We start from the raw sequence: 13,256 nt of genomic DNA, 5'->3' as shown, positions 1-13,256 counted from the left end.
TTATAGCCGCAAGCTCACGATGATGGCCAGCAGCAGCGCGCCGGCGGCCGCCAGCAGCGAACTATTAAAACTGTGCGACTGCGCATACAGGCTGCCGGCCAGCACGGGGCCGATGATCTGGCCCACGCCATACACCACCGTCATGCCGGCCATCATGCTGGTGCCCGCCTTGACGGCGGCCCGCTGCGCGGCCGGCATGGCGATGGTCACCGTGCCGACGAACGTGCCGCCGACGAGGATGGCGCTGAGCAGGTAACCGGCGGCCGAGGGCGCCAGCACGGGCAAGGCCACGCCGAGCGCCTGCAGCAGCAGGTTCAGCCTGAGCGCCTGGCGCGTGCCCAGGCGCTCGTGCAGCCGGTGCCACAGGAAGCACGAGGGCGCCGCCCCGAGGCCGAACACGGCCCACACGTGGGCGGAATTCAAGCCGGGCAAGGCCGCGCCGACCAGCACGGGCAAATACGTGGCCGTGACGATGTAGCCGAGTCCCGCCAAGCCGTAGATCAGCACCAGCGGCCACGGCGCCACGGACGCCAGCGCCGGAGCTGCCCTTTGCGCTGGCGCGTCCAGCGTCGCCAGTCCGCCAGCGGCAATCGCGGGCGCGGCCGCCAGCCCCGCCAGCGCGGCGACCCCGGCCAGCAGCAGCCACATGCCCGCGCTGTGCCAGCCCAGCTGCGAGGCCAGCACCAGCAATTCGGCCGAAACGGCGATGCCGACGCCCACGCCCGCGTACAGCAGCGGCGCGCCGCGGCCATGCCGGCGCTGTTCCAGCAGCCACAAGGAAGCGGCCACCATGGCCAGGGCGCTGAAGACGCCCGCCACGCCCCGCACCGCCACGATGAGCCAGACGGGCATCGGCACCGCCAGCACGCCCAGGCACAGCGCCGTGCCGGCCGCCGACCACAGGCACAGCCGGTGCGCGTCGTGGGCCCGCGCGCGCATGGCCAGGATGGCGCCCAACAAGTAACCGGCATAGTTGGCCGAGGCGGCCAGGCTGCCTTCGCGCAAGCTCAAGACGCCTTCCTCGACCATCTGCGGATAGATGGCCGTGAAGGCGAAGCGGCCGAAGCCCATGCCGATGGCAAGGATCGCCGCCGCGGCGATGGCCGCGCGCAGCCTGGCCACCCCGCTCACGGCGCCGCCTCGCCGAGCAGCGCCAGCAAATGCTGAAAGGCGGGCACGTCGAATCCGACTCTCCACACGAGCACCGTGTCGGCTTGCCCGGCGGACAGCGTTGTCAAGGTGGCCGGCGCATCGGACAGCGCCAGCACGGTGGCCGGCAGCACGGTCACGCAGGCGCCGGCCGCCACGCAGGCGATCATGGTGTGATACGAACTCAGCTCCTGCACGCGCCAATCGGTCGAACCTGCAACGCCCAGCAGCTCTTCGGCGATGCCGCGGTAGGTGCAGCCCTGCGGAAAGGCCGCCAGCGAGCGCGTGCGCACGTCGATGGCGTGGCGCGCCTGCCCTTCGCTGGCCGGCAACAGCAAACACAGTTCCTCGCGCCACACGGCGGTCGATGCCAGCCCCAGCTCTTTCAGCGCGGCGGCGCCGCCGAACGCTGGCGGCAAGGCGACGAAAGCGCAGTCGAGCAAACCCGTGCGCACTTGCTCGATCAGGGGACGCGACGGCCCCGTGCTCAGCGCCAGGCGCGTGTCCGGATAGCGGGCGTGATACGCGGCCAGCAGCGCCGGCAAGCGGCTGGCCGCCGTGCTTTCCATGCTGCCCACGCGCAGGGTGCCGCCGTCGCGCCCGCCCGTGACGACATGCCGCGCTTCTTCCGCCAGCGCCAGCAAACGCTGCGCATACTCGAGAAAGCGCTCGCCCGCCGCCGTCAGGGCCATGCGTTTATTGGCGCGCACGAACAATTCCGCGCCCATATCGGCTTCCAGCTGCTGGATGCGCGTGGTGACGCTGGACGGCGCGCGGCCCAGCCTGGCTGCGGCCTGGGTGACGCTCAGTTCACTGGCCACGGCGCAAAAAATCGTCAGGGATTCCATGTCCATCATGTTCTCGATTTAAGAATTATTATGCTATTATATTCTTCAAACAAGAATATTGCGCAATATCCTCAATTTCATGAAGGAAACATCATGAGCACGTCCCAGCGCTTCCTCGACCGTCTCGGCTTGCAGCACCCCATCATCCAGGCGCCGATGGCGGGCGTCTCCACGCCGCGCATGGCGGCCGCCGTCTCGAACGCGGGCGGCCTCGGTTCGCTGGCCATCGGCGCCGGCACCGTGGCGCAGGCGCGCCAGATGATGGCCGACACGCGCGCGCTGACGGACCGCCCCTTCAACGTGAATGTGTTCTGCCATGCGCCGGCGGTCAGGGATGCGCGGCGCGAGGCGGACTGGCTGGCCCATCTGGCGCCCCTGTTCGCGGAACTGGGCGCGGCCGTGCCTACGGAACTCGACGAGATATATCAAACCTTTCTCGGCAATGAGACAGCGTTTGCCCTGCTGCTGGAACAGCGTCCCGCCGTCGTCAGCTTCCATTTCGGCTTGCCGGCGCGGCAGCAGATCGCCGCCCTGCGCCAGGCCGGCGTCTACACGATGGCCACGGCCACCAATCTGTGCGAGGCGATGCTGATCGAACAGGCGGGCGTCGACGCCATCGTGGCGCAAGGCGTGGAAGCGGGCGGCCACCGTGGCGTCTTCGACCCGCAAGCGCCGGACGAGCGCCACAGCACCAGCGTGCTGCTGCGCCTGCTGGCGGGCCGCACCACCCTGCCCCTGATCGCGGCCGGCGGCATCATGGATGGACAAGGCGTCCGCGCCGCGCTGGACCTGGGCGCCGCGGCAGCCCAGCTGGGCACGGCGTTCGTGCTGTGCCCGGAATCGTCGGCCAATGCGGGCTACCGCGCCAACCTGCAAAGCGCGCGGGCCGCAAGCACGCGCCTGACCAGCGTGCTCTCGGGCCGTCTGGCGCGCGGCATGGTGAACCGGCTGATCGAACATGGCGAAGCGCCGGGCAGCCCGCCCCCAGCCGACTATCCCGTCGCCTACGATGCCGCCAAACAATTGAACGCCTTGGCCAGCCGGCACGGCGACAGCGACTTCGCCGCGCAATGGGCCGGCCAGGGCGCGCCGCTGGCGCGGGAAATGGGGGCGGAGGAACTGGTGTCGGCACTGGCAAGGGAAATGGCGGCCTGATGCCGGGATGCTTCTGGCAATACGGAGGCGCATCCCGGCCAGTCAGACCACGGCAGCGCTGAATGACTCGGGCCGCCGCGCAAGCAGGTGAGACAGCCGCTGAAGACCGGCCTGCAAGCGTCCACGGTCCTTGATGCTGCCCAAAGAGATGCGAATGGCGTTCACCGATGCGCTGCCCGTTGCGAACGCCTCCGCCGGCGTGACGGCGATGCCGTAGCTGGCGGCTGCGAGCGCAAGCTGCGAGGAGTTCCAATACGCGGGCAACTCGAGCCATACATGCAGACCGTCTCCGGCGCCGCTGTAGCGTCCCGCCAGCACATCGCGCGCCATCCGGTGGCGCAGGCGCGCCTCCTTGCGTACGCCTTCCATCAATCTGTCGGCCGAGCCGTCGAGTATCCACTGCGTGGCCAGGGCGGCCGTCAGAGGAGCGACCATCAGCGCAAATGATCTTAGCGCGACCAGGAAACGCTCGCGCTCCGCCGGGTCGCGTATCAGCACGAAGGCGACACGCAAGCCGGGCGTCAGGCATTTCGACAGCGTCGAGATGTAGAGCACCTGTGCCGGGGCAAACGCGGCAACGGGCGGCGGCGGCGCATCGGCAAGAAGCCAGTAGGGATCGTCCTCGACGATGCGTACATCGCAGCGCTGCGCAATGCCGGCCAGCTCCCTGCGCCGGCGTTCCGGCATGGTGATGGCGGTCGGGTTCTGCAATGTCGGATTGAGGTAGACCAGCGCGGGCTGGTGCTGGCGGCACGCTTCCTCTAGCAGCTCAGGCAGCATCCCGTGCTTGTCCGCGCCCACCGCGATGACGTGCCGGCCGAACTGGGCCGCTGCGGCACGCAAGCCCGGATAACTCGTCGGCTCCGCCAGGATCACATCGCCAGGCTCCGTCAGCGCAAGGATCAATGCGGCGATCGCCGCTTGCGCACCGGGGCAGACAACCACCTGCCTTGAATCCAGAGGTCCGAACATCGGTTCCAGCCATCTTGCTCCGGCCTTGCGGTCGGAGTCGCTTCCCCCGCCCAAGTGATAGGTCATCAGCAACTCATTATCGGCGCGCATCAGTACTTGAGACAAACCTTGTCGCAACATGTCGTCGAAGTCCACGCCCTCCGGCGGTGGCGGCGTATTCATGCTCAGGTCGAGGATAGCGGTCAATTCGACTTTCGGCGCCGCGACATACGTGCCGCGCGCGCCGCGCCCCTCCAGCAAGTTGCGGCGTCTGGCTTCGTCGTAGGCGCGCGTGATCGTCGTCAGGTCGACGCCCAGCTGTGCCGCCAACTGGCGCTGCGTCGGCAGACGGTCGCCCGCTGTCAGCGAGCCGTCTGCCACCGCCACCTGCAAGGCATCCGCAATTTGCAAAAAACGGGGCCCCTTGTTCCCGGCCAATCGCGGCAACCAGCCCGTCAAATTTTCATCTTGTATGGTTTTTAACTGGGACATTTTGTCTCAATGTATGGAGATTGTTTTAAGGTAGTATGCCTTATAACGTGCAGCAACACCATCCTTGCATGGCAGTCGCAGACGTTTTTTCCTCACTCATCCGCATGCGGCACATCGCTGCGCTCGATACCGTCGTTATTTCAGAGCTGGCTATAATGAAAGAGTCAAACAGGATGCCTGGGGGGATAGTGGAAGAAAAAGTTGGAACAGAAGCTGCTGAAGCAGCAATTTGGGGCAGTGCGCCTCACGACAGATAGTGTCAAGTAATCAAGTAATAGACTGGAAATACGCAAAATGATCGATTGGACCCCTATAGTCTTCGTGACATTCAAGGCACTCGTGCTCGCCACCGGCATGTTCTTCGCCATCAAGTGGCATTACGATCAAGGCAAGAAGGATAAGGACAAGGCGAAGCAGAATCGCGCGGTGCTGCGCGCGAGCGGCAAGGTGGTCGCCATCTTCGCGCTATTGCTCCTGGCACTCGGGATCGTCACCTTCTTCGTCGTCAGCATGGTCGGTCTGGACATGACCATGCCCTGATGACAGAAAGGCGCCGGCCGATATGCGGCGATGCGGCAGCAATTTCCCGCCGCGGCGTTTCGCGCAGGCCTGCCTCAGCAAGCGATTGGACGGCGAGCCTTTGGCTTTCTACTTCCGGCGGCTTCCCTCAGGGCGTCTGCCGCGGGAGCTGTTCGGCAAGTCCGATGAGGATGCCTTCGGGACCACGGATGTAGCAGAGCCGATACATGTGTTCGTACCGGACTACTTCGCCGACCAGCTTCGCGCCGCGTTGGACGAGCCGGACGAGCGTATCGTCGATATCCTCGACGGTAAACATGACACGCAGGTAACCGAGAGCGTTCACTGGGGCGTCGCGGTGATCGGCGACCACGGCCGGCGCGAGGAAACGGGATAACTCGAGACGGCTGTGACCGTCCGGCGTACGCATCATGGCAATCTCCACGCGCATGCCGCGCAGACCGGTGACGCCGTCGGCCCAGTCGCCGTCAATTGGGGCGCGCCCTTCGAGAACGAGTCCAAGTTCGGTGAAAAATTCAATGGCGGCATCGATGTCTTCCACGACGATGCCGACGTTGTCCATGCGCTTGACTGTCATATTGCCTCCTGGGTGTCTAAGCCGCTACGGCAACCTGTGCCGGAACGTCGGCTCGATGTTACGCGCATGCAGCCAGCGCACGATGTCCTCCAGTGTGGCGTCCTGCAGCAGCAAGCCTGGCTGCGTAACGGGCTTTACCGCCGGTAATGGCGCGGCGACGGGCGCGCGAGCGGGCACGGCATCAGCCAGCCCCGCATGTCCCTGCAGCTTCGCCAGCGCCTGCGCGAATTGTGCCGGAGTGATGCTGCGCAAGCTTTCCAGGAAACCCAGCTGGGCGGCGGGCGGCGGCGGCATGTCCAGGCCCGGCTCGTCGACGAAGGCGGCGCCCATGCTGGGGTGGATGAAGGCGGCCCACTTGCCCGATGGCTGCAGGCATGGCGGCAGCGCCGCCTGCGTCACGTAGTCTGGCGGCGCTGCGGCGAGGATGTCGGTCGAAGCAGGCAAAAAGGTGGAACGCAGCAGCTGCACGAACTGGCGCGCCTGGGCAACGGGCACGGGCATGGCCAGAGACAGCCATAACTGGAACGCCGTGCCCGAGATGCTGACGGCGGGCGCCGGCAAGTCCAGCTCGTGCTGCACGGCATTGGCGATCATGCACAGCGCGCTCCAGTGCGCCTCGCCGCCGCCCTTGCCGCCAAACTCCAGCACCAGCGCGCGCGTCAGGCCGCTCTCGGTCACGAGTTGCACGGCCACCGTCTGCTCGCCCGACAGGTGGCGTGCCAGCACGGCCGGCGTCAAAGGCTGGACGCCGCCCTGCGCATCGACGTAGTGCTGCTGTTCCTCGAACAGGTACAGGCGGGTGAGTTCGGAAATCAGTTTATGCATGGGCGGCCTCGTAATGACGTTGAGCAAGACTTGCCAACATGCCCCGATTATAGCCTCCCCGCCCTTGACGCACCTTCCCGTCCGGCGCCAAACACCAGCTAGCTGGCCACGGCGAACAGGCAGGCGGCCACGCCGCCGTACAGCATCACGGCGCCAAAGCCTTGCGCGAGCGCAAGCTGGGCCACGCCGGCGCCACGGCGGCCGCCGAAGCGTTCGGGCAATTGCTGCGCGAATGGTCAGCCGCTGCGGCGACGTGACCTTGCAAAAAAGTGTAGCCTTCGAAGGCGGGCATTTCCAGGCCAAAGGACCTCCTCCCCATGACATCTCGTACTTTCCTCGTCACCGGCGCGACACGCGGCATCGGCCATGCCATCTGCACCCTGCTGCATCAGCAAGGACATCGGGTGATCGGCATCGCGCGGCACGTTGCGGGCGTCGACTTTCCGGGCACCTTGGTGGCCTGCGATCTGGCCGATCTGGCGCAGACGGCGCAGGTTCTCAAGGCGCTGGAAAAACAGTTTGATATCGATGGCATCGTCAACAATGCGGGCATTGCCTCGCCCCAGCCGCTGGGTCAAATCGACTTTGCCACCTTGCAGAGCGTGTTCGACCTGAACGTGCGCGCCGCCATCCAGGTGACACAGCAGTTCGTGGATGCGATGAAGCAGCGCCGCTATGGCCGCATCGTGAATATCTGCAGCCGTGCAGTCTACGGCAGCGTGGACCGCACCGCCTATTCCGCCGCCAAAAGCGCCCTGGTCGGCTGCACGAGAACCTGGGCGCTGGAGTTGGCCCAGCACGGCGTGACGGTCAATGCGATCGCCCCAGGCCCCGTGGAAACGGCACTGTTCCGCAAGACGCGCCCCGTCGGCAGCGAAATGGAACGCCAGGTGCTTGCCACGATACCGATGCGGCGGCTGGGACAGCCGGATGAAGTCGCTGCCGCCGCCGGCTTCCTGCTATCGGAGCAAGCCAGTTACGTGACAGGCCAAGTCTTGGCAGTGGATGGCGGAGGCAGCCTCGGCGGGCGCGCGTGAGCCATCCGCACCAGCAGCATGGCGCACGCGTTTTTCTTGCTGCTTGCCCCCTTGCGCTATCCCGGGCTTTGAGCCAGCGCAATCGTTCGCCGGGCGTGACCAGCCACCGCACGAACACGCATTTACCGGCGGCTCCCGCAGGACTATAGTGGCGTCTTCCCAACCTGTTCGAGGATAGGATCGCCATGAAACTCTTTTACTCGCCGGGCGCCTGCTCGCAAGCACCGCACATTATTTTGCGCGAAACGGGCATGCCATTCACCCTGGCCAAGGTCGACCTGGGCCAGCACCGCACACAGGAAGGCGGCAATTACTATGAACTCAACCCGAAAGGCCAGGTGCCGCTGCTGGCGCTCGACGATGGGACGACCTTGAGCGAAGGCCCCGTCATCGCCCAGTACATCGCCGAACAGGCCGGCAGGCAGGACCTGCTGCCGCCCGTGGGCAGCTTTGCCCGCTACCAGGTGCTGGAATGGCAGAACTACATCACGTCCGAGCTGCACAAATCGTTCAGTCCCCTGTTCGATCCCCGCTTCGACGCCGCCACCAAGGCCTTGTTCATCGAGCAATTGGGCAAAAAATTCAAGTGGGTGGACAGCCGCCTGGAAGGCCGGTCCTATCTGACCGGCGACACGTTCACGGTAGCCGACGCCTACCTGTTCGTCATCACGGGCTGGGCGCCGAACGTGGGCGTGGACTTGTCCGCGCTGGCAAATCTGCAAGCCTTCCTGGGCCGAGTGTCCCAGCGCGACAGCGTCAAGGCTGCTTGGGAAGCGGAAGGATTGAGCAAGGCCGCTTGAACGGCCGTGTCGCGGCACGCCCGGCTCTGTGCGAAAATGCCCGCCTTCGCCATTGCCGGACTTTGCCCATGCCGCACGCTGCCCTCGCTACCCTTGCTGCCCTTTCCGGGCGCGATGCCCGGCGCATCGCGCGCCACGCCCAGGCGGCCGACGCCGCCCGCTTGCTGCATCCAGTGCAGCAAGCCTTGCTGCACCGGCGCGGCTGGCTGACGATGCTGGCGCCGCGCAGCGCGGGCGGCGCCGAGCTGCCCTTGCCGCAAGTGGTGCGCCTGGAAGAAGCCGTGGCCGCCGTCGATGGCAGCATGGGCTGGGTGCTGACCCTGTGCGCGGGCGCCGGCTGGTTCGCGGGCTTTCTGGCGCCCGACATGGCGCGCGCCATCATCGGCACGCCGCGCGCCTGCCTGGGCGGCAGCGGCGCGGCCACCGGGGACGCGGAGGAAGAAGGCGACGGCTACCGCATCACGGGCAGCTGGGACTACGCCAGCGGCGCGCCCATGGCCACCCACTTCACCCTGAACGCCCGGCTGCGGCGCGCTGGCCAGCCCCTGCTCGACGAACAAGGCCAGCCGCGCATCCGCGCCTTCCTCGTGCCCGCCGCCCTGGTGCGGCTGGTGCCCTCGTGGAACAGCATCGGCATGCGCGCCAGCGCCTCGCACAGCTACCGCATCGACGGCCAGTGGCTCGGCAAGGAACACGGTTTCACCATCAGTCCCGCGGCCGCGACGGCCGACGGCCCCCTGTACCGCTACCCGTTTTATTCGCTCGCCTACGTGACCCTGGCCGCCAACGTGGCCGGCATGGCCGCCCATTTCATGGAATTGGCCGAAGAATGCATGCGCCACCGCCGCCACGCGCGCGCCGGCCTGCCGCTGCTGGAGGTGTCGGAAGTGATATCCATGTTGCAAGACAAGCAAGGCGCATTGATCGCCGCCCGCGCGCGCTTTTATGCCGTGCTCGATGACAGCTGGGCAACGGTGGCCGCCGGCGCAACGCTCGACGCGGACGCCATGCAGGCCGTGCAAGAGCGTGCGCTGGCCCTGGTCGCCGCCTGCCGCGCGGCAGTCGATGGACTGTATCCATACTGCGGCCTGTACGCGGCCCGCGAAGACAGCGCCATCAACCGCGTGTGGCGCGATTTCCATACGGCCAGCCAGCACTCCTTGCTGCTGCCATAAGGCGCTGGAACGCAGCTCCCGATGGCGGGCATGGCCGGTTGGGCATGCGAACGCCATGCCAGCCGGATTGCCTGATAATATGGGGACATTGCTACTTCTCGCTCCCTCTTATCCATGCACGTCAACACGCTCAGCAGCCTTGCGCAACTTTTGGCCAGCGCCGAAACGGAAACCCTGGCCTTTCCCACCAGTATCAACACGGCCCTGCTCCTGCAAAAGGAACTGGCCAACCCGGATTGCCACTCGGCCGACATCAGCCGGCTGCTGCTGTGCGAACCCACCTTGTCGGCGCGCGCCGTGGCGCTGGCCAATTCGGCCATGTTCGCGTCCGGCCACACGCCCGCCATCACCAGCGTGCGCGCCGCCGTCGAGCGGCTGGGCCACCGCAACCTGTATGCGCTGGCGACGGCGGCCGTCATCCGCCAGCTGAACGCGGGCATCCGCGACGAAGCCTTGCGCGCCCGCGCCACCCAGCTGTGGGCGCACACCGTGCATGTGGCGGCGCTGGCGCATGCGCTGGCAGGCGCCGTCACGCAGACGGATGCCGATACGGCGCTGTTCGCCGGTATCGTGCATGAAGTAGCCGGATTTTATTTGCTGGCCCAGGCCGACAAGACCCCGGGCCTGTACGCCGAGCTGGAAACGCAGATGGCCTCCACGCTGGAAGTGATCGGCCGCGCGCTGATGCGCCAGCTGGGCGTGCCGCTGTCGGTGGCCGATGCCGTCAACGCCTTGCCCGGCTCGACCATCATGTTGCCGCCCGAAGGCTTGCGCGACACCCTGCTGCTGGCCAAGGCGCTGGCGCCCGTGCCTTCGCCGCTGCCGCAGGCTTACGTCACCATCAGCGCGCCACTGCAGGCCTACCTGGAGCACGACCCCGTGCTGCAGGCGCTGCGCACGCAGCCGTCGGCCGAAGCGAAGGCCCTGATCAAGGTGCTGCTCAGCTGACGGCCGATCTGCTATGATGGCGCAGGCCCGGACGGACCCGGCCCGCTTTCATTGACGTGCACTGGAAAACTGCCTTGACTACCTCCCTACGCATGCTCGGCCTGGCCGCAGCTCTGACCATGGCGTGCAACGCCAACGCCGACAGTTTCGTTTCCTCGGCCTCCAGCGCCGGCTCCCAGTCGAGCGGCAGCATATCCGATTCGCTCAACGGTTCGAGCAACAGCTCCTCGCGCGACAACAAGGTGGCCAATGGCCCCTACCGCATCATCGACGTGGCCGCCGTGCCGGGCCGCGACGGCATGACGCGTTTGACCATGCAGGCCGAGGCCACGGCGACGCCGCTGGTGCTGGACTTGCCGCAGGCGGCGCTCGACAAACAGCAACTGGCGCAAGGCGACATGGTGCATGCGCAAAACCGCGCCTACGGCATCGAATTTTCGCGCAACGACACGCGCGCCGCCTTCTTCCTCGTGCTGGCCGACGACTGGTACGGCGAACTGGCCACGCGTCCCGTCAGCCTTTGATTCGTTTTCTCCCGCACCGCCCGGCACTGCTGCTGGGCGTTTGCGCCATCTTCAGCGCTGGCGCCGCCCAGGCGGGTGCTTCGCTGGCGTCCGCGCGCTTTTGCGACCGCGCGCAGGAGCTCACGGCCACGGAACAGGACCGGCTGCTGCGCTTTGCCGCCGTCGTGCGCGAGGAACTGGCCGCCAGCGAAGGCAGCGTGGCCCTCATCAGCCGCTCCGGCCTGGACCTGGCCCGCTTCGGCATCCGCTATTCGCACGCGGCGCTGGCCTGGCGCCACGACAACGACAGCGGCTGGTCCGCGCGCCAGCTGTACTACGCCTGCGACGAAGGCCGTCCGCGCATCTTCGACCAGGGCACGGCCGGTTTCGCCATGGGCACGGCCAATCCTGCGCTCGGCTACATCGCGCTGGTGAAACTGCCGGCCGAAACCGTGCCGCCCCTGCGCCGCGCCCTGCTCGACCCCGTGCGCGTGCAAGAGCTGCTGGCGGGCCGCTACAGCGCCAATGCGTACGCTTTCAATTTGAAATACCAGAACTGCAATCAGTGGGTGGCGGAAATGCTGGCCGCCGCCTGGGGGGAGCTGGCCGCGGGCAGCGACTTGCGCGCGCGCGCCCAGGACTGGCTGCGCGCCGCGCCTTACAACCCCGCCGCCGTCGACGTGGGCGCCCGCTGGCTGATGCTCGGTTCCATCTTCGTGCCCCTCGTGCACATGGACGACCATCCGCCCGAAGCCATCGGCACGATGCGGCTGGCAGTGAGCCTGCCGGCCAGCCTGGAAGCGTTCGCGCGCCAGCGCCTGCCCGCCAGCGAGCGCGTGGAAATCTGCCACGACGGCAAACAGGTGGTGGTGCACCGGGGCTGGGAACCGGTCGCCGACGGCTGCGTGCCCGGCCCGCACGACCGCGTCATCGCCCTCGACGATACGCCGCACGACACGCCCTAAGCAGTCCGGGCGGCCAGCGCCGCTTCGACCTGATCGAGCAAGTGCGCCGGCTGCGGCCCCTGTCCCATCAGGCGGGCCACCTCGCCGCACGCCAATTGAACCTCGGGCGCGGCCAGCAAACGCGCCAGCTGGCGCCGCATGCGCCCCGCCGACAAACGCCTGGCCAGCAAGACATCCCCCACGCCGAGCCGCTTGATCCGCCAGCCGTTGTCGAACTGGTCGTAGGCGAACGGCACGATCAGTTGCGGGATGCCCGCGCGAAAAGCGTCCGCGCAGGTGCCGATGCCGCCATGGTGCACCACGGCCGCCACGCGCGGCAGCAGGGCCGCGAACGGCGCGTACGCCTGCCACATGACACTGGGGGGCAAGTGCTGCGGCACCTGCGCCGCATGGGACGTGAGGAACAAGCCGCGCCGCCCCAGCCGCCGCAACACGTCCAGGGCAATGCTGAAATAGCGCTGCGCGTGCTGGTGCCCGGTCCCGGGCGTAAAGACGATGGGCGGCTCGCCCTCGCCCAGAAAGCGTTCCAGCTCCGGCGGCAGCGCCGCGGCGCCATGCGGGGCGGCGCCGGCAAAACCGGCTTGCACGAAATGCGGCGGCCAGTCCGCCTGCGGGGCGGCGAACCAGGCGGGAAACAGCCCCAGCGAGGCATCGGGCGCGGCCAGCATGTGCGCGAAAAAATGCGCTTCGGGCGGCAGTCCGTGCTGCGCGCGCGCACCGTTCAGGCCGGGCAGCAGCGCTGGGTCGACCATGCCGCGGTGGATCAGCCGCCACAGGGCCTGGCGCCAGGCGAGCGGCACCCAGGCGGGAATGCGCAGCGAGCCGGCCGCCAGGAAATCATGGCTGCTGCACAGGTTCGATGGCGCCAGATAGGCCGCGACGATGCGCAGGTCCGGGCGTACCGAGCGTGCCAGGGCGGCCATCGGCACGAGGAAGGGATGGCACAGCACCACGCACTCTTCACCGTCCGGCAAGCCTTGCACGACGTCGCGCACGGCGCCCAGGTACGGCACGAGGCCGCGCCACACCACGCCCCAGCCCTTGCGCTCATCCCACAGGCCCGGGTCGCCCAGCATGGCCTCCCCCTCTTCCTGCGTGCCGAAGGTGCGATACGGCAGCCTTGACGCCTGCGCAGCCGCTTCCTGCCAGCCCGGCACCAGCAGCAGCACGCGCCGCCCCCGTTGCCGCAAGCCCTGCGCCAGCGCGATAAAAGGTTGCATGTCGCCGCCGGTGCCGTTGCTGGCGACGATGACGAGCGGCGCCGTCGGGTGGCGGTCATCCGCCATGGTGG

Annotated in this window: 15 protein-coding genes; 8 read left to right on the top strand and 7 right to left on the bottom strand. The window is 67.4% G+C overall.

Going from position 1 to position 13,256, the window contains the following annotated elements; genetic code table 11:
* Together D9M09_RS10880 and D9M09_RS10875 are read right to left on the bottom strand one after the other, a co-directional pair.
* Positions 1-1,131 (bottom strand): YbfB/YjiJ family MFS transporter, encoded by a 1,131-nt coding sequence (locus D9M09_RS10880; RefSeq protein WP_240453610.1) that lies wholly within the window; start codon positions 1,129-1,131, stop codon positions 1-3.
* Positions 1,128-2,003: a LysR family transcriptional regulator gene (locus tag D9M09_RS10875; protein WP_121671046.1), complete on the bottom strand. Its 876-nt coding sequence runs from the start codon at positions 2,001-2,003 to the stop codon at positions 1,128-1,130. The genes D9M09_RS10880 and D9M09_RS10875 overlap by 4 nt, the downstream gene beginning before the upstream one ends.
* Positions 2,004-2,090: 87 nt before the next feature.
* Between D9M09_RS10875 and D9M09_RS10870 the strand changes: the two genes are divergently transcribed.
* Positions 2,091-3,152: an NAD(P)H-dependent flavin oxidoreductase gene (locus D9M09_RS10870; protein ID WP_121669248.1), complete on the top strand. Its 1,062-nt coding sequence runs from the start codon at positions 2,091-2,093 to the stop codon at positions 3,150-3,152.
* 42 nt (positions 3,153-3,194) lie between these two features.
* Here the strand turns inward: D9M09_RS10870 and D9M09_RS10865 are convergent, their stop codons facing one another.
* On the bottom strand, positions 3,195-4,595 hold the full coding sequence (locus tag D9M09_RS10865) for a PLP-dependent aminotransferase family protein (RefSeq protein ID WP_176741231.1): 1,401 nt from the start codon (positions 4,593-4,595) through the stop codon (positions 3,195-3,197).
* A gap of 294 nt (positions 4,596-4,889) precedes the next feature.
* Between D9M09_RS10865 and D9M09_RS10860 the strand changes: the two genes are divergently transcribed.
* Positions 4,890-5,135 carry a hypothetical protein gene (locus D9M09_RS10860; RefSeq protein WP_070224327.1) on the top strand — a complete coding sequence of 82 codons (246 nt, stop codon included), beginning with the start codon at positions 4,890-4,892 and terminating at the stop codon, positions 5,133-5,135.
* A 127-nt stretch (positions 5,136-5,262) separates the two neighbouring features.
* Here the strand turns inward: D9M09_RS10860 and D9M09_RS10855 are convergent, their stop codons facing one another.
* From D9M09_RS10855 to D9M09_RS29920, 3 genes are all read right to left on the bottom strand, one after another.
* Complete coding sequence (locus D9M09_RS10855) at positions 5,263-5,712, bottom strand: VOC family protein (RefSeq protein ID WP_099410861.1); 450 nt, start codon at positions 5,710-5,712, stop codon at positions 5,263-5,265.
* Between the two features lie 24 nt (positions 5,713-5,736).
* Entirely contained in the window at positions 5,737-6,537 is an 801-nt protein-coding gene (locus D9M09_RS10850) for a TOTE conflict system archaeo-eukaryotic primase domain-containing protein (RefSeq protein WP_121669247.1), read from the bottom strand.
* Between the two features lie 98 nt (positions 6,538-6,635).
* Positions 6,636-6,758, bottom strand: a complete 123-nt coding sequence (locus D9M09_RS29920) for a hypothetical protein (protein WP_275528092.1) — start codon at positions 6,756-6,758, stop codon at positions 6,636-6,638.
* Positions 6,759-6,854: 96 nt separating this feature from the next.
* On the opposite strand from D9M09_RS29920, the gene D9M09_RS10845 reads away from it, so the two are divergent.
* The 6 genes from D9M09_RS10845 to D9M09_RS10820 all read left to right on the top strand — a co-directional run bounded on the left by D9M09_RS10845 (position 6,855) and on the right by D9M09_RS10820 (position 11,965).
* A complete protein-coding gene (locus tag D9M09_RS10845) occupies positions 6,855-7,574 on the top strand; it encodes an SDR family oxidoreductase (RefSeq protein ID WP_070288097.1) in 720 nt (239 codons plus the stop codon).
* A 185-nt stretch (positions 7,575-7,759) separates the two neighbouring features.
* On the top strand, positions 7,760-8,374 hold the full coding sequence (gene gstA / locus D9M09_RS10840; protein WP_121669246.1) for a glutathione transferase GstA: 615 nt from the start codon (positions 7,760-7,762) through the stop codon (positions 8,372-8,374).
* Between the two features lie 68 nt (positions 8,375-8,442).
* Positions 8,443-9,549, top strand: a complete 1,107-nt coding sequence (locus tag D9M09_RS10835) for an acyl-CoA dehydrogenase (RefSeq protein ID WP_121669245.1) — start codon at positions 8,443-8,445, stop codon at positions 9,547-9,549.
* A 150-nt stretch (positions 9,550-9,699) separates the two neighbouring features.
* Entirely contained in the window at positions 9,700-10,497 is a 798-nt protein-coding gene (locus tag D9M09_RS10830; protein WP_227741955.1) for an HDOD domain-containing protein, read from the top strand.
* 92 nt (positions 10,498-10,589) lie between these two features.
* Entirely contained in the window at positions 10,590-11,021 is a 432-nt protein-coding gene (locus D9M09_RS10825; protein ID WP_070224319.1) for a hypothetical protein, read from the top strand.
* Positions 11,018-11,965 (top strand): DUF2145 domain-containing protein, encoded by a 948-nt coding sequence (locus D9M09_RS10820; protein WP_240453609.1) that lies wholly within the window; start codon positions 11,018-11,020, stop codon positions 11,963-11,965. Before D9M09_RS10825 ends, D9M09_RS10820 begins: the two co-directional genes overlap by 4 nt.
* Here the strand turns inward: D9M09_RS10820 and D9M09_RS10815 are convergent.
* Complete coding sequence (locus D9M09_RS10815) at positions 11,962-13,251, bottom strand: glycosyltransferase (RefSeq protein WP_121669244.1); 1,290 nt, start codon at positions 13,249-13,251, stop codon at positions 11,962-11,964. The genes D9M09_RS10820 and D9M09_RS10815 overlap by 4 nt on opposite strands.
* Positions 13,252-13,256: the final 5 nt, after the last annotated feature.

The sequence above is a fragment of the Janthinobacterium agaricidamnosum genome (assembly GCF_003667705.1).
GTDB lineage: Bacteria > Pseudomonadota > Gammaproteobacteria > Burkholderiales > Burkholderiaceae_D > Janthinobacterium.
Note: the sequence above shows the minus strand (reverse complement) of the source record. Positions and strands in the feature narration are given on the sequence as shown.